This window comes from Tsuneonella flava, from assembly GCF_002870965.1.
GTDB classification, from domain to species: domain Bacteria; phylum Pseudomonadota; class Alphaproteobacteria; order Sphingomonadales; family Sphingomonadaceae; genus Tsuneonella; species Tsuneonella flava.
The window spans coordinates 62,321-82,550 of the sequence record NZ_PHSO01000006.1; the positions used below are offsets into that span (position 1 = coordinate 62,321).

Sequence of the window (20,230 nt, forward strand, 5' to 3'; positions counted from 1 at the left end):
GTCGATGCCAAGATAGAAGCGTGTGCCGCAGGGGAAATGCGATCTTTGATGTCCTCCAAGTAGATGCTCGTTTCATCTGCGATATCTTGAATGTCATCAACATCTTGGTCTCTCGGTTGCTCAAGTATCGCCTCTATCACCCACCCGTTTTTGTAAACCAAGCACATTTGTCGCACGTTCGTGGACACCACGCCTATCATGGCCTGGCTGAGCATGGCCTGTACCCAGACCCAATCGTCTAAACTTGGTTTCATCATTGGCCAAAATTCGGGTTCGTTGGTACAATACTTGGACTACTTGTCCCCTTGATAATAAATACGTTGGTCTCTTGATTAACGAAGCCTGCACCCGGATTGTTGTTTAGCCCCGTCACACCATCGTACCGAACGACCGGGAAGCCCTGCTGAGTCTGGCCTATCACCGTCGCATCGCCAGAACGATATGCGTCGAGCACTTGCTGCGCATCGCCTTGACTCCTCATCACACTACCGGTCACCGGTTGGCCCGTGCGGGGATCAGTGCCTCCTTCAATGTGCCTAGCCTGACGTTGCGTGCTTAGTCGTGCGTTGACGTCAGGAAAATCGGAGCTGGTCAGTGTTCTATTTGGAGCACTATCATTCGCCAGCACATCGAGTCCAGTGGGAACATCCGCGCCCTCGCCATATCCGGGCAGTGGGGGCTGTGCGTCGGGCATGGGCGTGACCAGCGGCGGCGACAAGGCTGGCTCGGGGAGAAGGCCGGGCAGCTGCCCATATTCCCCGACTTCCTCGCTCTGATCGGGATAGGCCTCAATTCCCGCTTTGCTATCAGGCGGATCCGCCGGAAAAGTCTCCTGCACAGGTTCTGGCAGATCCGGGATCAGGTGACTGGCACTCATCGCCAGAACCCCGCCTGCTATCATACCGACAATGGCCGGCGCATTCGGGCGCTTGCCGCTGCTCATGACATACCGGCCAAGCGGCCCGGAATAGTTCGCCGCAAATTCAGCAAACGGAAGCTGTGCCGCATGGGGTGACACCAGACCGGCAGCAATCATCTCATTCACGATGACTTCGTCGGCGACTGCCGGACCGGCAGCGTTGGCAATTGCATTTTCAAGATAGAGCTGCCGACCAACTTCGGCCATCTCCGCAATCTGTGCGCCGGTCAGTGTTCCACTGGCATACTGATCCTGCAATTTCTGCGACATAGCAGAGTCGCCGCCAGCAGCCATTTCGATCTGCGCGGCTATATAGGCATCTCCGGCCTCTTCCAGCGATTGCCCTTCCGGACTGCGCAGGTGGGCAATGAGTGCTTCTTCATTGCCGCCAAACAGGCCCAGAGCTTCATTCCACGCATCCGGCCAGCCCGCCTTGAATTCTTCGATCGAAACGCCGCCTTCTTCGGCAACCTGAATGATGGTTTTGCCGTTGCTGACGACGTTCGCATTATTCTGCGTCTCGATCCGGGCGGCATAGTTGGCGCTGGTGGCATCCAGCCCGGCCCCTTCGGCAATGGCGGTGACCAGCGTGGCTACCAGATCGGTGCGCGCCTGCTGGTCTTTCAGGCTCAGCCTCTCGTCTGCCGTGTCGATCACACCGTCGTGGTTGCGGTCCTCATCCCTGGGTGCGCCCAGACCATCGAGCAGGTTGTTGAGCACCACGCTCGTCGCAGCTCCCATCGCCGCCGAACCGCAATCGCCCGAACCGCCCGCCGCTGCGCCTGCGCAACCAACTATGCCCTGAAGCGCAAAGCGCGCTTCCTCACTGTTCAGATCGTCGGCAATGTCCTTCACCTCGCTTGTCGCAAGGCTCTGCAGAACGTTGACCGCGCTCGCCTGGACCAGACCGCCAGAAGAGCCCGCCACATTGCCGCTCGCCGCTCCGTTCAGCGCGGTCAGGACGATATTGCCAGCACCGCCCGCGCCCCAGGTGGCAAACGGGCTGGTCGCCGGATCTTCGTCAGGATTTTTCGCGCGCCATTCCGCGTCGTCCGTCGCTCGATTGGCGAGGAAGGCAGCGGCTTCCCCGGAGAGAGTGCGCGCGGCGTCAAAGCCCAGCGCGATCTCCTCGCGCCTGGCATCGGTGAACTGCTGCGCCAGCGCGCCATCATTGACCCCGGCTGTATCGCGGCTGATGCTGGCGGCCACCGCCCCGCTCGTCGCATCGCCGCTGGTAATCACGATCGCCCCCGGCGCAATCGCACTGTCAGTCGTGCCCGATTGATCGCCATGCGCGCCCATGGCGACAGGTGGGCTGGCCGATATCGTGCCAAGCCCGGCAACAGCCAGCCCCGGCAGCGCACTGCCGCTCGTGCTGGCGGGCGTCTCCACCTTGCCGCCATTGCCCTGCCCCACATTGCTGGCTGGCCCGAACGTGATGCCACTACCCAGCGAAATCTCGCGTGCGGAGTACCGCTCGCGGTTCTGGATGTCGCTGGAGGTCAGCGTGCCGGTGGTGAGACTGTTGCTGCCGATATCGGCAGTGCTGGCGATCACCCCGCCGACAAGGCTGGTGTTGCCGCCGACGTTTACAGCGAACCCTTCCGAGCCGACGTAGATTCCTGCCTGCTTGTCCTGCCCGACGCTGGCGAATGTGCCTTGCTGGTTCGACGAAGACAGGTTGCCCGAGATCGCTGCGCTTCCCGCGCCGGCGATCGGGACGCTGACCGAGAGCCCGAAGCTGGAACTTTTCGCGTTGTGGGTCGAAGTATCCTGAAGGCTGACAATGCCGAGATTGCCAACATCGACCTTCACCTGGCTCGCTGAAAGCTGCCCTCCGGTCAGGTCAAGCGCGCGCGGGGTCGTCACACTTGCAATATTGCCTGCGGAAGCCGCCGCATCGGTATACGTCGTTGAAAAGCCCGAATAGTTTCCATGCCCGCTATTGACACTGGCGGTCGCTCCGATCCCTCGCGCGGAAATCGACACCCCGATGCTGGCGCCGGAGCTTTTCGAAGTACCGCTCTCACTGGCATGAGCGGCGGCCGCGGCCAGCGCGATATCGCCTTCTGCCGCCACCGTGAGGTTCTTCGCAGCCCTGACAGCGGAACCGGTGATATCGATGGTGGAGCCAACACCCGCACCATTGGCGAGGAGCATCACGTTGTTGCCAGTCACCAGACTGCCGACGACCGCCTCGTCGCTGGTTGCGCTGGCCGACTTGCTCGAGGAGAACCCCAGCGTGACGGATACCTGTCCAGCGTTCCTGAGATCCGAGACTGAACCGATCTTCGATGCGGCCCCATAGGCGTTGTAGGCGCCCAGTCCGCCTGCGAGCGCGGCAACCGCCTGAGTGCGTTCGTTGCCGCTCGAGGTAGCTACCTGTGCCATGTCGGCCGCTGCCGTCACGCCGGCGAGGATCGGGCTCGACGCCCCGACCGAGAGTCCAAAGCTGGATGATCTGGTCGTGCTGGAGGTATCGCTGGTATCGACTGCATTGGCGATATCGATCGATTTGCCTGCGAGCAGCACGTCGGCGCCACCAGCAACCGTGCTGCCTGTAACGGAGAGTTTGTCGCCCGAGACGATGGAAACATCGCCGTTCTCGCTACCGACGAGCGAGCCCACGCTTGTGACCTGGCTGGTATCGGCAACGCTCTTTGTCCTGGCGACACCGGCAAACAGTCCGCCACTGTCCAGAGACAGGCCGCTCTTCTTGACCTCATGCGACTGGCTCACCGTGTCTGTCTCGGTCATGGAGCCGATTCCAACGGTGCCGCCTGCGGCAATGGTGAGGCCGTTTGATGCAACGGCATTCGAGCCAAGGATGCGAGTGCCACCGGTGCTGGCAAGGTTGACGATATCGCCCGACAGTGTCGAGGAGACCGCGGTCTGACCGGTTCCGGCATAATGGGTTGTGGTCGTGGTCGAGGACAGCAGGCCACCGGTTCTGGTTACTGTGTCGCGGGTGAGGCTGGCGCTGTCGGTTACCCCTTCGACGGCAATGCTGCCTGCCTGCACATCGAGCGCGCCGCCTGCGTCAACGGCGCCACCCTTGATGCTGAGCTGCCCTTCGGTCACGAGCGCGGTATTGCCGCCTGCCGAGAGTGTGGAGAGCCGATGGGTCTGATTGTTCTCGTTTTGCGTGAACAGCGCCTTGCCCTCGCGGCCGACGCTCATGCCCGACATGCTGTCCACCGCCGACCCGATCACAATGCCATCCTGGCCAGATGCGGTCAGGTTACCACCGGCAGCAAGATCCGATCCGGTGATCGTGACTTTGCGCCCCGATATCAGCGCCAGATTGCCGCCTGCAGTGACCTGGCTGCCGATGTTGCTGGCCGTCTTCGTCAGCGACATGCCCTGATGCGATGCCGCAGCCCGATAGGCCGTTGCCATCGTTGCCGTGGTCGCGGCCGCCTCCAGAGTGAGGTTACCGCCCGCAGCAAGCATAACATCGCCGCCGGTAATCACCCCGCCACGGCTCGTAAGATCATCGCTCGCAGCTGCCACACCGTGCGCGCCCAGATCGAGGCGGCCGGTGTTAGCGATCGTGCCCGCCGTAATTGTCGATTCAGCGGACGCCCGGATAACCCCGGCGTTAGTGAGCGCATCGGCAGAGCGCAGCGCTATCTCTCTGCCCGCGATAATCGCCCCACCCGTGGTCAGATCCTGCTGGTGGACACTGCTCAGGTAGACCCGGGGCGCCAGCACCTTTTGCGGGCCCGAAGGCGTCTCGACCGTCACTTCGACCAGAAGGACGATGTCGGTAGTAAGCGTCGCCATCTGCTCGGCCGAGAGCCCGACGCCCAGCGCCAGCCCGAAACGCTGCATATAGGCCACGCCCGCATCCATCAGCGAGCGGTATTGGACTTCGCTATCGGAAAAGCCCGCAAGCCGCTGGACACCGGCAACAGCCACCAGTTGATCGGAGATCAGTTGGTGTTCGTAGAACGCATCGCCAAGCCGGCGCTGGACGCGGGTCGGATCGTAGCCGAGCCGATCGATAAAATAGTCGGTGGAGAGGAAGTTGCCATAGTTGGTGAAAGCTGGGTTAGTCTCGACCAGAAAGTTCGCGGAAGGATCGGCGTAATGGAACAGCCCGCTCAGATTGAGCGTCAGGCTGCCGGGCGTACCCGCCGCCTGTCCGGTGACTGTGGCTGGCGTGGCGGCGGCGAGTGCCGCGCCGACACTGGCCAGCGAACTGCCGCTGACCCTGGCGAGCCCGGCAGTGCCCGGCAGGACGGTGGCGGTAACGGTTTCGGAGTAGGCGGCATAATCGCCGGGGTTGCCGCCAGTCTGGCCGGTAACCAGATTGTCGATGGTGTGTGCATCGATCGCCAGCGCACCGCCTGCGGTGATAACCGAGGGGATCGCGAACAAGCTCTTTGCATCGACACTGGAGTACGGTGTGGTCGAGTTAGTGTGCCAGCTCTTGCAGCCGAATATGGGGCAACTGCGGCTCTGCGTCAGCAGGGTGCCCGTGCCGGTAACTGTATGATAGCCGGTAAAGGCGCTGTTGGTGACGTTTGCCGCTCCGAGGGCGAGATTGCCCGACGCGCTGATTGTCGAAATATCGTTGAGCAGCGTTGCGGCATTGATCGTGATGTTGTTTCCCACGATCGTCGAAGCGCCGCTGTCGGCCGTGATCGTCGTGTCGGTGACCGTCTCAGTATAGTCGAGAACAGTGCGGTTGCGCTTGTTCAGGTTGTTGATGATCTGATGCGGGGTCGCGCTGAGCACGCTCTCTTGTGTAGTGAACAGCGCGCGATTGTTGGTGACGGTGTTGGCGTTGATGAGAATGTCGCCCTGCGCCTGAACCATGCCCGACGCATTAGTAAACGAGGCCGCCGATCCCGCTCCGTCAGGCCCGGTCAGCGCAATATCGCCCAGGCTGTAGAGCCAGGCTCCATCACGGTTGGTGATAGCGCCCGCGCTCGCCAGTGACAGCATCAGCGAACGCGTGGCGATGATCGCCGGCGCACCCTGATTGAGGATCGATTGCTGGCCACTGATCGCGACCGTATCCCCGAAGATCGCCGCTTCGTTGCTAACGCTTTGCCCGGACAACCTCACCGACTGGCCGTTGATCAATCCGCGATTATCGAACTCCTCTGCGGCGCTGATCGTCAAAGCGGGGGCCGCGATGCTGCCGCTTGCGCTGTTGACGATCGCAGCGCCCCCGGTCAGCTCCAGCCCGGTGCCGGCTTCGATTATGCCATCATTGGCGAAGTTACCGCCAATCGACAGATTAAACACGCCCTGGCTGCCCAGCATTTCGCCAGCCGCATTGACGTAATCGCCTGCAAGCGCGAGAGTCAGCGTATCGGAGGCAACCAGCTTGCCAAGGGTGCCGCCGCTCATCGTAATGTCGAGCAAATGGGCGGCCGCCAGAGTACCGGCAGCAGTTCCCGTGCCATTGTCGAGCACGGTGGTGCGGACAACCAGATCCCGCGCTGCACCGATGCTGCCACGGTTGGCAAGGCCGCCCGAAAGGTTCAGCGTCGCGTCCTGTGCCGCCCACAGAGCCCCGCCTGCCGTGGTGTTCAGGATGCCACCGCTAACCATTAGATCGTTGCCGGCAGCGATCTGGCCTGTGCCATTTTCAGTGCTGGCCGCCAGCAGCGTCACCAGGCCATCGCTGGCAAGCACGCCAGCATCGTTCAGCAGCAACGCCGTAGTCAGTGTGAGACCGGTCGAACCCGCGACGATTTGTCCCGAACGATTGTCGAGGCTGGAACTGGCCGCGACAGCGGCAGCGCCCGTAGCTCCCACCTGACCGCCGGTGTTGGTCAGTGTGGCAGCGCGAATGCCAAGTGTGTCGCCATAGATAGTGCCGCCATTGGCAAGTACGCTCGCATCGAGCGAGATCGAAGTGCCCTGCATCAACCCCTGATTGACGACGCTCGACGCGGTGATCACAACATCGCCTGACGCGCCAATGGTGCCGGTGCCGTTGGTCAGAACCAGAGTCTGCCCGGCAGGAGCACCTATCGACAGCCCTGTACCACCACGCGCGATGATCGTGCCCGAGCCGTTAGCGACCGAAGCAGCCGTGAGATCGAGCGCATCGATACTGTCGATATGACCGCCGTCATTGCTCAGGCTGGAAGCGTTGATCGTCAAGGCCTTGTCCGCCTGGATCGTACCGGCAAGATTCGAGAGCGTCTGGTCGGCCGTCAGCGTCCCGCCCAAGGCGGAAGCGATCAGCCCGCGGTCGTTGATGAGAGTCTTTGCAGTAAGGGCAAGCGTTCCGTTCGAGACGATCTCGCCATCGCTGTTGTCTGTTCCGCCTCCGATGGCACCGAGCAGGGTTCCCGTACCGGCATGTGCAATCCGGCCACGACTGTTAGCGAGAGCGCCTGCGTCCAGAATCAGGCCATTGCCGGCAAAGATTTGACCACCCGTATTGTCGAGCAGACCACTGACACTCAGGCTGGCATTGCCGAGCGCGTTGAAGTTGCCACCGAGGTTGCCGAACGTAGAGGCCGCGAGCGTGACGGTTTGCCCCTGAACCGCTCCGCCCGACAGATCGACACTCTGGCCACTGAGCGTTAGCGTGCCTGGCGTCACGATCAGCCCGCCGGTTCCGGTCGAGACGGTCCCCTGAGTGGACGTCAGGGTTAGCGTTCCGCCATCCGCCGAACCGCCGCCCAGTGCCAGGTCGCCGCTTCGTGCGGTAACCGTGAGGGTATTGGCACCGGTCAACCGGCTGCCAGTGCCCAGCATCACCGAGCCTGCGGCAACGGTGGCGCTACCCGCGGATCCGATCAGCGCGTTAGCACCAGTCAGGCTGCCGGTCGCATCGAAGTTAAGCGCAGCACCGGTGCCGGTCGCCACGACCCGGCCTCCATCGCCGCCCAGCGAGGCCAGTCTCGTATCGAGCAGGCCAGTTGTCTCGATCGTGCCGCGCGCGTTCGATACCGTTCCTGCCGTAAGGGTAAGGCCAAGACCGGAGGCAATCTGCCCGCCATCGTTGACGAGATTGTCTTTGAGCGCGAGCTCTCCGCTGTTGCCAGCGGTGATCCGCCCGGCCGTGTTGTCGAGGCTGGCGGCAGTAAGCGTGAGCACGCCATTGGTTGCGATCTGGCCGTTCGCATTGGCGAGCGCCCCACTGACACCGAGCTGCAGCGCATCGTTGCCCAGCGCCAACACCTTGCCTTCGTCGTTGGTCAGGCTGCTGCCCGACAGCATCAACCCGCCCGCCGACTGGATCAGCCCGGCGACGTTTAAGGTCGCTCCGGTTTGCACGGCGAGGCTGGCGCCAGCATCGATCACACCATTGGTGTTGTCGAGGCTGGCGCTCTGCAGGGTAACGGTCTGGCCCTGAATGAGACCATGACTGGTCAGCCCGCCGCTTGCAGAAAGGTCCAGCGCTCCGCTACTGCGTACATCGCCGGTCACACCAATGCTGGCCGCCGTAGCGGTCAGACCGGAACCCTGTACGCGGCCGGTCAGATCAATCGCTGCTGCACTGAGCGTAACTGTGTCATGTGCCATGACCTCGCCGTCCAGCCCAATCGTGCCGCTGCTCGTCAGTGCAAGATTGCCCGTCTGACTGACCGAACCATCGCGGGCGAGCCCGGCGGCGATGGTTGCGGCGCCGGTCACGCTGCCGCTGCTGATCGACAGGTTGCTGCCGCTCGCGATAAGCCCATCGCCGGTCACGCTGGCGCTGGTGATCGCCAGTTGCCCATCGGTGTAGAGCTGGCCGCTCGCGGCGAGATTGGCCGCGGTCTTGATAATGCCGCCGCCCGTGCTGGTGAGCGTGCCGGCAATAGCAATCCGTCCATCGGCAGACAGCGAAACACCTCGTTCGAGCCCGGCGATGCTGCCATCGACATTAACGCCAAGCCCGGCTTCGGTGCCGATCAGGCGAATGGAACGGGCATACATACCGCCCAGTCCCGCAACATCGAGCCCGAATGCGGGTTGGTCGGCCTGCGCCGCCGATTGAGCGGTGACGACGATCTCGCGTGTGCCGCTGCGGGCATCGCCTGCCCCAAAGCTGGCGTTGATGCTGTCTGCCCAAACGCCGCCGTTAAGTACGATCGCCCGCGCGAACAGGTCGAGCCGTGCGCCCGAGGCATCGAGCCCATGTCCGTTTACCGTCAGCGTCCCGTCAGCGATATGGTAGCTGCTGAGCGAACCGTCGCTGCCACGCACCGGACTTGCTGCCGCCAGCGCCACGGACGCGGCATTGAGAAAGCCGCAGCCCCGACAGGTGATCCCATAAGGATTGGCCAGCACCAGATCGGCCTTTGATCCTGCGATCTCGATATAGCCGGCAAGGTTAGAGGGGGCCGCGCCTGCCACCTCGTTAACGATCAGCGAAGCTGGCCCGGAGGTCTTGAGATTGGCATTGCCGTCGATATAGCCAGCAAGGCTGGTAGTGACGATCTTGTCCGAGTTGTTAAGGATCAGCCCGCGCGCATCGACGTTGAAGTCCTGGTAGCGATTGTAGCTCGTGCCGTTCGCAGGCGTGGCGATCTTGACGACCGGCGTGCCATTCGCTGCCATGTCCAGACTCGGCGTGGTGGTAGCAGGCTGATCGGGGATCGGAACGATAGCTGCATCCTGGGCGCTTGCCACTACGCTACCAGTCAGGAGTGCGCCGGAAAGCGTGGCGCGCAGCAACTGGTTTGCTATGACGCACAGCGATGCAGAAATCTGCCAATGGTGTTGGCGACGAACAGGGGAAAAGACCCCGGTCATGCCGCTTCCTCCTCCAGCGATGCTGCCGGTTCGTCGAGAATTCCGCTGATCGCTCTGATCGCCGCGCGTAAATTGCCGCGGCAATCCTCTTCGCGAAGTTGCAGGAATACATCGTACAGCGGCAACAGCCGCCACCAAAGCGCCTCTGTGCCGGAGATTTTGCTGACATCGTACCACGCGTGCTGCGGTTTATTGCGGGTGGCCAGCGCCGTTGGAAGGAGCGGTGCCGGATTGTCGTTTCCCGCAAGGCAGTTGAAATAGGGCACTGCCTTTTCGATGCCGAAGTCGGTTACGCGGTAGTCGGCGTGTTCGAGAACTGCCCTGACAATACCTTCACTCATCTCTTTTTTGAGCCTGCTGGCGAAGTTCATAATCAAAATCCCACAGTCGCGCTCAAACCGAGGCGGACCTTGTGTATGTTGGCGATCTCGCGGCCGATGACCGGAAGCGCTGCGAAGACATCGAGCGAGAATACCCCGCGCCGGACCCTGAGACCGCCGCCAGCGCCGGCGCGCAGCCCATGGCCATTCTCGACCGCGCCCATATCGAACAGGGCATAGGGCCTGAACTGGCCGGTCACCTTGAAGCCCAGTTCCTGCCGGACAAACCAGCCTGTCCGGCCAATCTCTGCGGTGTCGCTATCGAAACCGCGTACCGAATAGGGGCCACCTACGGAAATCAGGTCCGAGCCATAAAGGTTCCGAGCGCTCCACTGGGCATGAGCAGTGGCCCGCCAGCCTTCGATCGGGCCACTGCCAAATGGAACCGAAATGCCCAGATCCGCCGTTACGATGCGGTAGCGCGCGGTGGGCAAGGCAGCGGGCCTGTCTGCAACTTCGCTCTGGGCGCCCAGGAACTTGATCCCGGCGCGCAGGGCCAGTGCGCTGTCGAGATGCACAGGCCCCAGTTCGCGGCGATCGTTGATGCCGATCTCCAGATCGGTCAGGTTCTGGCGCTGGATGCCGATCTCGACATCGTTGATGAAGTTGTGCGCCCAGCGCCGCGACAGGGCCAGACGCAAGGCGGTCTTGGACGTGCGGTCGCGGTGAATGACCCGCTCCGCCCAGACACTCATCGCATCGAGCTTGCCGCGCGTGGCAAAATCCGTGACTTCGCCAGTCACCGTCTGGCCATAGCGGTTACTCGAGGCCGATGCCCCGAAGGTCCACCAGCCCATTGGAAACGACAGCGAAGCCCCGCTTCCCTTGCTGTCCGCAGGCAGGCCCGGCGCCTCGATCCGCCGGTTGTAGGACAAGCTGAACAGTTCCGAAGCGCCCAGCAAATCGAGCGCGGAAACTTGTACCGATCCCTGCCAGCGACCCACGGTAGCGCCGGCGAAGTTGTTGACTGATACCGATCCCGAAACAGGCAACCTGTCCGACAGCGTTACATCGAGGATTGTCTCGCCCGGACCCTCTCCCGGCACCAGATCGACGCGGACCTCGCGGGACGGCACACGGCGGAGCTGCTCCAGCCCCTGCTCGATCCCGCGCAGATTGACTATGTCGCCTTTGTGCAAGGGGGAGGCCACATCCCACGAAAAGTGCCGATCCCTGCCATTTGTGCGGACTGCGCTGACGACGCCCGGGATAACCACCACGTGCAGCGTTCCCGAAGCCAGATCTTGCTCTGGCAATCCGGCGCGCGTCGTTACCAATGCCCTGTCGAGAAACGCGGCCTGCAGGCTCTTCAGAATGTAGTTAAGCCCCTGTTGCCCCGCACAGCGTCCACGAAACCGATCCAGATATTCCGGAACCCAGCGCAACTTGCGCGCGGACGCCCCTTCCACCGCAATCGCGTGAATAGTGAAGCAAGGGCTTTCTTCGGGAAAAGCGCCAAGGGAGGGCGCTTCCTGCCCTTCCAGCCGGGCGTTGGGCGCGTTCTCCCGGACAGCGCGCTCGGCAGCCTCGCGCTCGGCACGAATGCGCGCCTGTTCCTGGGTGGAAGGGGATACATCCTGCGCCAGCGCCTGAGGCGCCGTAAGCGACAGAGATGCCAGCGCCGCAATCGGACCGGCACAACCGCTGCATCTCATAAGTCGCCCCAAGTTCATGAGCGGGCCGGTGACTATTGCAACATGTACCTCAGATTAACGGTACAGTTCATCAATAATATTTATGTCATTTTTATTTTTTACTTTTGGTTAAAATATAATATAATTAGTTACACTTAATGATGTATGACTTTAAATATATTGGAAATACTTTCATTTGTCATACAAAACGCCTCTGCATTCAGAATTCGCAACAGGAGCACTGCCCCGGCAGTGGGAGCGTTGCACTGAAACAGGCGGTTCCGCATCGCGCTTCCGATCTGCAAGCCCAAATTTCGTGACTACGCATCAAACCCGCCACCCACGCATTGCGTGCTGCCCGGTGGTGGGGCATAGGCGCGGCCATGCATGATATTCGCCTGATCCGGGACAATCCCGAAGGTTTCGACGCCGCCCTCGCCCGCCGTGGAGCTGCCGCGCAATCCGCCAACATACTGGCGCTCGACGAAAAACGGCGCGCCGTTTCGACGCAGGCGCAGGAACTGCTCAGCCGCCGCAACGAAGCGTCGAAAGCTATCGGCGCAGCGATGGGCGCTGGCGACAAGGACAAGGCCGAAGCGCTGAAAGCCGAAGTCGCGCGGATCAAAACCGATCTGCCCGCGCTGGAGGAACAGGAACGCGCACTGACGGCAGAGCAGAACGACCTGCTCGCCAGCTTGCCCAACCTGCCCGCCGACGACGTGCCCGAAGGGGCGGACGAAGCGGATAATGCCGAAGTATCGCGCTGGGGCACTCCGCGCGAATTTTCCTTTACACCTCAGGAACATGCCGACCTCGGCCCGGCGTTGGGGATGGATTTCGAAACCGGCGCGGCAATTTCGGGGGCGCGGTTCACGTTCCTGCGCGGACAGATGGCCCGCCTGCAACGCGCCATCGCGCAATTCATGCTGGATCAGCAAACGAGCGAACGCGGCTACACCGAATGCGCCCCGCCGCTGCTGGTGAAGGACGAGGCGATGTTCGGCACCGGGCAATTGCCGAAATTTGCAGAGGATTTGTTCCGCACCACCGACGATCGCTGGCTGATCCCCACCGCCGAAGTCAGCCTGACCAACGCGGTGCGCGAACAGATAATCGAAGACTTGTCCGCTCCGCTGCGGATGACCGCGCTGACTCCGTGCTTCCGCTCCGAAGCGGGCGCGGCGGGCAAGGACACGCGCGGCTATATCCGGCAGCATCAGTTCGACAAGGTCGAGCTGGTCTGCGTGTGCCGCCCGGACGACTGGCAGGCCGAACACGATCACATGGTCCGCAGCGCCGAACTGGTGCTGGAGGCGCTGGATCTGCCCTATCGCAAGATGTTGCTGTGCACCGGCGACATGGGCTTCGGCGCGAAAAAGACTTTCGATCTGGAGGTTTGGCTGCCGGGGCAGAGCGCCTATCGCGAAATCAGCAGCATCAGCTGGTGCGGCGATTTTCAGGCGCGGCGGATGAACGCCCGCTATCGTCCGGCGGGGGAGAAAAAGCCCGCTTTCGTCCACACGCTCAACGGGTCGGGCCTCGCGGTCGGGCGCACACTGGTGGCGGTGCTGGAAAACTATCAGCAGGAAGATGGATCGGTCGTGGTGCCCGATGCGTTGCGCCCGTGGATGGGCGGCATCGACCGACTTGTCCCCGCCACGTAATCCGCGTGTGTTGAGAGCGGCGCGTTCCCTGCATCTGCAAATGAAAGACTGACTTGTGAAAATCCTACTGACCAACGACGATGGCATCCACGCACCCGGCCTGAAAGTGCTGGAAGAAATCGCCCGCCAGATTTCGGACGACATCTGGATTTGCGCGCCGAGCGAGGAACAGTCTGGCGCGGGCCACTCGCTCACGCTGACCCGCCCGGTCCGCCTGCGTAAACATGGCGAGCGGCGCTTTTCGGTATCGGGCACGCCAACCGATTCGGTCACGCTGGGCCTGCGTAAAGTGATGGAGGGGAAGCCCGATGTGATCCTGTCGGGCGTCAACCGCGGGGCCAATCTGGGCGACGACATCACCTATTCGGGCACGGTATCTGCCGCTATCGAAGGCGCGCTGGCCGGGGTCCGCTCGATCGCGCTGAGCCAGGTCTATTCGACCGAAGGAATGGCCGATGCCGTGCCATTCGATGTGGCGCGGGCATGGGGCAAGCAAGTGCTGGAACCGCTGCTTGATGCACCGTTGCCCCGCCGCACGCTGGTCAATGTCAACTTCCCCGCGATCCACCCCGACGCAGTGAAGGGTATTCGCGTGGTTCGTCAGGGGTTTCACGATTATTCGCGCGGCTCTGTCGTGGAAGGGCGTGACCCGCGCGGCTATCCGTATTACTGGTTCGGGCTGGAAGCGATGGAACACACGCTCGACCATGGGACGGATCTGGAGGCAATCGACGATGGCTATATCGCGGTGACCCCGCTGCAGCTCGATCTGACGCACCATTCCTCGCTCGGCGCCCTGGCGGAGCGATACGAGGGATGATGCGCCGCGCCTTCCGCCCGCTGTTGCTTGGCGCAGCACTGCTGCTGGCGACTGCCGCGGGCAATCCGGCGACCGAAACCGAACATGTCGTGCAGGAAGGCGAAACGCTGAGCGGCATCGCCAACCGCGCCGGGGTGGAAGCGGTCGCCATCGCTGTCGCCAACGGGCTGGCCGAACCCTATTCGGTGCAGGCCGGGCAGAAGCTGACTATTCCGCGCCAACGGACACATACCGTGAAGGCAGGCGAAACCGGATTCGGCATCGCGTTGCGTTATGGCGTTCCGTTCCAGATGATCGCGATTGCCAACGGGCTGGACGATAACGGCACCGTCAAACTGGGGCAGAAACTGATTATCCCGGCGATGGTCACGCCCCCTGTCAAGGCGCAGGCCACCCCAACGGAGCCGTATTTTCGCCGCCCGCACGATGGCAAAATCCTGCTGGGTTATGCCGTTCGCGCCGATGGCAAGGGGCATGATGGGATCGATATCGCCGCCAACCCGCTCGACATGGTGCGCGCCGCGGCCAGTGGCAGCGTGATCGGCATCAGCCACCACAATCCGCGGCTGGGGCGGATGGTCACGCTCGATCACGGCAATGGCTGGCGCACGGTGTACGGGCATCTGGCGCGGATCACCGTGAAGATGGGCGATGTCGTCAAAACCGGCGAACGGATCGGGCTGGCCGGGCATTCCGGCGACGCCAAACGGACCGAGCTGCATTTCGGCATTCAGCACAACCGCAAACCAATCGACCCCGCCACCAGATTGCCGTGATGAGCGACCGGGACGACCCGCCTCCAAAGCAGTCGAAGGTGCCCGATCTGAAGGGCAACCGTTTCCAGCCCTTGCGCCGCGCGCTGAGAGTGCCGGTATGGGCCGATCTCGGCATCCGGCTGGGGCTGGCGTTCGGTCTGCTGGGCATGGTGGTGCTGATCCACTGGTGGGATCGCGACGGGCTGGTCGATAACCTCGATGGCCATGTCTCGTTCCTCGACGTGGTCTATTTCACGATGATCTCGATCACCACCACCGGTTTCGGAGACATCGCTCCGATATCCGACCGCGCCCGTCTGGTAGAGGCGGTGATCGTCACTCCGATCCGCTTTGCGGTTCTGTTCATTTTCGTGGGCGCCGCCTACGATTTCGTTATTCGGCGCAGTTGGGAGAAATGGCGCATGGCCCGCATTCAGGAAAAACTGACCGACCATGTCGTCGTCCTCGGCTTCGGCATATCGGGGTCGGAAGCGGTGCGCGAACTGATCGAACGCGGCACCGATCCGCAATCGATCGTCGTGCTCGATCCCAGCGAAGAACGGCTGTCTGTGGCCGAAGCGATGGGGTGTAACGTGATGGCAGGCGATGCGTCGCGCGACGAAACCCTCGTCGCCGTGCGCATCCACCGGGCCAGTAGTGTGCTGGTATCCGCCGGGCGCGACGATTCCTCGATCCTGATCGTGCTGACTGTGCGCCACCTTGCGCCCGATGTGCCGATCAGCGTGGTCGTGCGTGCATCGGACAACGAATTGCTGGCCCGGCAGGCCGGGGCCGACAACGTCATCAACCCTGTGCGTTTCACCGGGCTGCTGCTGGCGGGCAGCGCTCAGGGTTCGCACATCGCGGATTACATGGCCGATCTCGCCTCTGTCGGCGGGCGCGTGCAACTGATCGAGCGCGCAGTGCTGCCCGAAGAGGTGGGCCGCGCGCTCAGCGATCTGGCCACCGGCGGGCGCGGTCTGCGGCTCTATCGCGATGGGGTGGGCATCGGTTTCTGGGAAGCGGCCGCCGCCACTATGCAGGAAGGCGATCTGGTGGTGGAAATCCGCGCGACGGACGAGTTGGGCTAAGCACGCCCCCCGCCTGCGCCTCTCAGCTTAGCTCAGCAGGAAGAACACCAGCCCCATCGTCAGATAGGCAACCAGCCAGTATCCCGCATCGATCAGTGCGATGCGCGTGGTGACGCGGGTATGGGTATAGCTGATCCACAGCGCAGGAATGACGAAGGCAATCGCCAGACCGCCGCTCATCATGAACCACAGCCAGGGTTTGGCCGCCAGAGTCGCTTCACCGACGCGAGCGAACATATGGCCCATCATCGCCGCCGTAATCAGCAACAACACGCCGGTCAGCGCCATTTTGGGCAACGGGCCTTTGGTGGGCAGAACCTTACCCGGCTTGATGTCGCGCGTTCTGGCGCGGCCGAACAGCGGCCCCCACCACACGGCGCTCACCGCTCCGGCAGCAACAGCGGCAATGATTACGGCGAACCAGTTGACAGGTCCCAATGCGATCTTCCCGGGTTAGCTATTGTTATACATTCACTCTAGTAGCGCATTCGACTGCATCGGTGTAGGGGGCGCGGCATAATGTCCGATTCCACTTCATCCATTGCGATCCCCGATCAGAAACGCGTCGGCATGGTCAGTCTGGGTTGCCCCAAGGCGCTGGTCGATTCCGAACGTATCCTCACAAAATTGCGGGCCGATGGCTACGCGATGAGCCCCGACTATGCCGGGGCCGATGTCGTGCTGGTGAACACTTGCGGCTTCCTTGACAGCGCGAAGGAAGAAAGCCTCGCCGCTATCGGTGAAGCGATAGCGGAAAACGGCAGAGTGATCGTAACCGGCTGCATGGGCGAAGAAGCGGACACCATTCGTGCACGTTTTCCGCAAGTTCTGGCGGTGACCGGCGCCCATCAATACGAACAGGTGGTCGATGCCGTGCACGAAGCGGCCCCGCCATCGCAAGGGCCGTTCGTCGATCTGGTGCCGCAACCCGATATCAAGCTGACCCCGCGCCATTACAGCTATCTGAAGATATCCGAAGGCTGCAACCATTCGTGCGCGTTCTGCATCATCCCGCAATTGCGCGGGAAACTGGCCAGTCGCCGGATCGACGCGGTTCTGCGCGAAGCGGAAAAGCTGGTCGCGGCAGGCACGAAAGAACTGCTGGTCATCAGTCAGGATACCTCCGCCTATGGCGTCGATATCCGACACGAGGAGCGCCAGTGGCACGGCCACGCGGTGCGCGCGCATATGACCGACCTCGCCCGCGAACTGGGCCAGTTGCGGACGCCCGACGGGCACACCCCGTGGGTGCGGCTGCACTATGTCTATCCCTACCCCCATGTCGATGCAGTGATTCCGCTGATGGGCGAAGGGCTGCTGACACCGTATCTCGACATCCCGTTCCAGCACGCCAGCCCCAAAGTGCTGAAGGCGATGAAGCGCCCCGCGAACGAAGCCAAAGTGCTCGAACGCATCAAATCGTGGCGCGCCATCGCGCCCGATCTGACGATCCGTTCCAGCTTCGTGGTCGGCTTCCCCGGCGAGACGGAGGAGGATTTCACCTACCTGCTCGACTGGCTGGAAGAGGCGCAGCTTGATCGGGTGGGCGCATTCCGCTTCGAACCGGTCGAAGGGGCTGCCGCCAACGATCTGCCCGACCCCGTGCCCGAAGCGGTGAAAGAAGAACGCTACGCCCGGTTGATGGAAGTGACCGAGCGGATCAGCGCCGCCAGGCTGGCCGCCAAAGTCGGCCGCACCCTGCCGGTGATCGTCGACGAAGTGGGTGAGCCCGATGAAGACGGCGATATTGGCGCCACTGCCCGCAGCCAGGCCGATGCGCCCGAAATCGACGGGCAGGTATTCCTCCGCAATGTCCCCGCCACACTGGCGGCAGGCGACATCCTCGACGCGCATATCGAAGACGCTGACGCGCACGATCTGTTCGGGGTGCCTGCCTGACGGTTTTACGGTTGGGGGCGATAGGGGAAATCGGGCCGCATACCGCACGGCATACGGCCCGATTCCCATTCCTCGTTATTGATCCAGACCGAACGCCGGATGATGGATCAATTCCCCGCACGGCTCTGCACCGTCGAATGGAATGGCCTGAACCACCTCAGGCGGACAGCCGGGCACGACCAGTCCGGGATAGGCGCGAAACCCAAACCGGGCGTAATAGATCGGGTCGCCAACCAGAGCGGCACCCCGGCTCGTCTCCCGCAGCCTGTGCAAAGCCTCGCACATCAACGCCGACCCAATTCCGTTGAGGCGGTGAGCAGGGGCAACGGCAACCGGGCCGATCAGCCCCCAGCCATCCTGTTTTCCGACCTGTGCGGACGACGCGGCCAGATAGCCGATCACGTCACCACCCTCCTCCGCCACCAGAGACAGTGAAAGGGCTTTGGCCTCTCTCAGCCGCGCGACAATGGCAGCCTCGGTTCCCGTTGCCTGAGCGAGCACACGCATGGCATCGGTAATCACCTGTTCGATCGCCGGAATATCGGCGGTCTTTTCATTACGAATTTTCATATCCTGCTATCCTCAACGATTATCGGGCTGAGCGCGAACCGACCGTCGCCCCCGTTCGGAAATGCGATACGGGCAAGACATACGGGATTCGACGAGCCGTTTGCGTCGGAGTTTCAGAAATACCTCCAACGTACAGTCGGCCAGCACATGGCCGTCGCGTGTAAAGCAAAGCACATCGATAATACGGCCGTTACCGGACCGTTGATGGCGGATGCATCCGCCCTGAGCGAGCACGTGCAAAACGCGCTGCTCGCTGCGTGAGATGTTCATGATGTAACCTGTAAACCAGTGTGATCCGCGCAGCATTTCACAGCCCCGGTGACACGACCGGGACGAAATGGTGCAGCTAGATGTCTCGATCCGTCGAGACGATCAGCGGGTGGTTACATGCTCCGGCATCTACAATTCCTGCGCCCGAAATGGGCGTACCTTTCAGATATGTACGAATGGTATTGCGGTCAATGCTGTGCGCCGGAAAACGCCGACGCTGGCAGACCGGCGAAAACCTCCCGCAGGCTCCGGCATTTGAATTCGAACAAGAACGTAGCTCAGGGATTGAGGATCAATTGCCAGGTTTCCCCCTGCACTGGCTCTCCGAATTCGTGATGAACATCGGTCGAGATGCATTCGAAACCGTTGCGTGTGTAGATACGACGTGCCGCGTCGAGCACCGTATGCGTCCACAACGTGATCCGTTCGTATCCCGCCTCTCGCGCGAAATCGATGCATGTGTGCACCAGTGCATCGCCAATTCCACGTCGGCGGGCGAATGGTTCGACATGCAGCAGGCGAAGGCGGGCCACCCCTTGTCCTTCGTCTGTGAGGAAGACTGCGCCGGCCATGACCCCGGCAAGATCGGCGACCCAGCCCCCTTCGCAATCCGGCTTGAACTGGCGAAGAAATGCCGCTGTCGTCTCCGCTTCCAGAACTTCAAGCTCTCGCCCCCAGCCATGACTTTCGGCATACAATATCGATTGCCGGGCTGCGACCTGACTGACCTCCCCGACACGAGGGGCACGGATAGTAAATGACAGCGGAGCATCGGGATCGAGCAGCAATCGCGCTCTGGTCAGAGCCTGCACCAGATCCTCCTGCTCCACCGGCCCGAGGCAACTGAGATCATGGGCGATGGCAGAACGCTGGCGCTGGTCCATCTGGCTGAATGCAACGCGCCCCGCTTCGGTCAGCCGGATCGGTCGGGTGCGGGCATCGGCTTCGCAACGATCGCGCATAATCCATCCGCGATTTTCGAGCCGCGCAGTCATGCGACTGAGATATCCGCGATCAATGTCCAGATCGGCCTGCAATGTGCTGGCCTGAACCGGCTCCTGCCGGGCTATCTCGAATAGCAGGCGCGCCTCTGCCAGGTTCGCGTCTGTATCGAGAAAACGCGCGTTCATTGCACCCACATGCCGGGTGAAAAAGCGATTGAAGGTCCGAATGGCTTCGATGGTGGTTTCCATATCACCTCAGATGGCAGTTATGTTGACTAAGTCAACTATATAGAGCCTGCTCTGAGACGATTGGCTCGAAACACCCGCTCCAGATGCGAGCAGATGGCCGGCTCGTGTCACGGTCTGGTGCCTGTTCGGAATGTGTGCCCCATCCCTCGCTCACGCACATTGCACTGTCCTACATGCAGCGAAACCGTCAGCTTAGAGGAGTATGACTGCCACCCGTTGCCTTGCCATTTTCGCCCTCCCCCATTCCACTGCGCGAGGCGCACGAACGGGGCGATTTGCGAAAGCCACAGTGCGCCCGCGGAAAACAGGCGCAAGCCACT

Annotated in this window: 12 protein-coding genes; 5 read left to right on the plus strand and 7 right to left on the minus strand. The window is 62.1% G+C overall.

Features of this window, described 5'->3' with window-relative positions; genetic code table 11:
* Positions 1–253: 253 nt before the first annotated feature.
* Genes CV013_RS10190 through CV013_RS10200 form a run of 3 tightly spaced genes read right to left on the minus strand, consistent with a single transcriptional unit; the run spans position 254 to position 11,669 of the window.
* Complete coding sequence (locus tag CV013_RS10190) at positions 254–9,634, minus strand: two-partner secretion domain-containing protein (RefSeq protein ID WP_102155334.1); 9,381 nt, start codon at positions 9,632–9,634, stop codon at positions 254–256.
* Positions 9,631–9,975, minus strand: coding sequence for a hypothetical protein (locus tag CV013_RS10195; RefSeq protein ID WP_123639911.1), 345 nt, complete (start codon positions 9,973–9,975; stop codon positions 9,631–9,633). Before CV013_RS10195 ends, CV013_RS10190 begins: the two co-directional genes overlap by 4 nt.
* 32 nt (positions 9,976–10,007) lie before the next feature.
* A complete protein-coding gene (locus CV013_RS10200; protein ID WP_190276497.1) occupies positions 10,008–11,669 on the minus strand; it encodes a ShlB/FhaC/HecB family hemolysin secretion/activation protein in 1,662 nt (553 codons plus the stop codon).
* Between the two features lie 362 nt (positions 11,670–12,031).
* On the opposite strand from CV013_RS10200, the gene serS reads away from it, so the two are divergent.
* Genes serS through CV013_RS10220 form a run of 4 tightly spaced genes read left to right on the plus strand, consistent with a single transcriptional unit; the run spans position 12,032 to position 15,978 of the window.
* Entirely contained in the window at positions 12,032–13,312 is a 1,281-nt protein-coding gene (gene serS, locus CV013_RS10205; RefSeq protein WP_102155339.1) for a serine--tRNA ligase, read from the plus strand.
* Between the two features lie 55 nt (positions 13,313–13,367).
* Positions 13,368–14,132, plus strand: coding sequence for a 5'/3'-nucleotidase SurE (surE, locus tag CV013_RS10210; protein ID WP_102155341.1), 765 nt, complete (start codon positions 13,368–13,370; stop codon positions 14,130–14,132).
* Positions 14,129–14,908 carry a M23 family metallopeptidase gene (locus tag CV013_RS10215; protein ID WP_102155342.1) on the plus strand — a complete coding sequence of 260 codons (780 nt, stop codon included), beginning with the start codon at positions 14,129–14,131 and terminating at the stop codon, positions 14,906–14,908. Before surE ends, CV013_RS10215 begins: the two co-directional genes overlap by 4 nt.
* Complete coding sequence (locus tag CV013_RS10220) at positions 14,908–15,978, plus strand: potassium channel family protein (RefSeq protein ID WP_102155344.1); 1,071 nt, start codon at positions 14,908–14,910, stop codon at positions 15,976–15,978. The genes CV013_RS10215 and CV013_RS10220 overlap by 1 nt, the downstream gene beginning before the upstream one ends.
* Before the next feature lie 27 nt (positions 15,979–16,005).
* Here CV013_RS10220 and CV013_RS10225 read toward each other — a convergent pair whose 3' ends face one another.
* Entirely contained in the window at positions 16,006–16,416 is a 411-nt protein-coding gene (locus CV013_RS10225; protein ID WP_102155347.1) for a DUF1761 domain-containing protein, read from the minus strand.
* Between the two features lie 81 nt (positions 16,417–16,497).
* On the opposite strand from CV013_RS10225, the gene rimO reads away from it, so the two are divergent.
* On the plus strand, positions 16,498–17,877 hold the full coding sequence (gene rimO / locus CV013_RS10230) for a 30S ribosomal protein S12 methylthiotransferase RimO (RefSeq protein WP_102155349.1): 1,380 nt from the start codon (positions 16,498–16,500) through the stop codon (positions 17,875–17,877).
* A 75-nt stretch (positions 17,878–17,952) separates the two neighbouring features.
* On the opposite strand, the gene CV013_RS10235 is transcribed toward rimO, so the two are convergent.
* From CV013_RS10235 to CV013_RS10245, 3 genes are all read right to left on the minus strand, one after another.
* Positions 17,953–18,447 carry a GNAT family N-acetyltransferase gene (locus CV013_RS10235; protein WP_102155351.1) on the minus strand — a complete coding sequence of 165 codons (495 nt, stop codon included), beginning with the start codon at positions 18,445–18,447 and terminating at the stop codon, positions 17,953–17,955.
* 12 nt (positions 18,448–18,459) lie between these two features.
* Entirely contained in the window at positions 18,460–18,717 is a 258-nt protein-coding gene (locus tag CV013_RS10240) for a YjhX family toxin (protein WP_102155353.1), read from the minus strand.
* A gap of 278 nt (positions 18,718–18,995) precedes the next feature.
* Positions 18,996–19,910: a bifunctional helix-turn-helix transcriptional regulator/GNAT family N-acetyltransferase gene (locus CV013_RS10245; RefSeq protein WP_102155355.1), complete on the minus strand. Its 915-nt coding sequence runs from the start codon at positions 19,908–19,910 to the stop codon at positions 18,996–18,998.
* Positions 19,911–20,230 lie beyond the last annotated feature (320 nt).

Excerpts from the sequence above, each read along its gene's own strand:
- CV013_RS10190 (WP_102155334.1), bottom strand. The coding sequence starts at position 9,634 with ATGACCGGGGTCTTTTCCCCTGTTCGTCGCCAACACCATTGGCAGATT.
- CV013_RS10215 (WP_102155342.1), top strand. The coding sequence starts at position 14,129 with ATGATGCGCCGCGCCTTCCGCCCGCTGTTGCTTGGCGCAGCACTGCTG.
- rimO (WP_102155349.1), top strand. The coding sequence starts at position 16,498 with ATGTCCGATTCCACTTCATCCATTGCGATCCCCGATCAGAAACGCGTC.
- CV013_RS10220 (WP_102155344.1), top strand. The coding sequence starts at position 14,908 with ATGAGCGACCGGGACGACCCGCCTCCAAAGCAGTCGAAGGTGCCCGAT.
- CV013_RS10240 (WP_102155353.1), bottom strand. The coding sequence starts at position 18,717 with ATGAACATCTCACGCAGCGAGCAGCGCGTTTTGCACGTGCTCGCTCAG.
- CV013_RS10195 (WP_123639911.1), bottom strand. The coding sequence starts at position 9,975 with ATGAGTGAAGGTATTGTCAGGGCAGTTCTCGAACACGCCGACTACCGC.
- CV013_RS10200 (WP_190276497.1), bottom strand. The coding sequence starts at position 11,669 with ATGAGATGCAGCGGTTGTGCCGGTCCGATTGCGGCGCTGGCATCTCTG.
- serS (WP_102155339.1), top strand. The coding sequence starts at position 12,032 with ATGCATGATATTCGCCTGATCCGGGACAATCCCGAAGGTTTCGACGCC.
- CV013_RS10245 (WP_102155355.1), bottom strand. The coding sequence starts at position 19,910 with ATGGAAACCACCATCGAAGCCATTCGGACCTTCAATCGCTTTTTCACC.
- CV013_RS10235 (WP_102155351.1), bottom strand. The coding sequence starts at position 18,447 with ATGAAAATTCGTAATGAAAAGACCGCCGATATTCCGGCGATCGAACAG.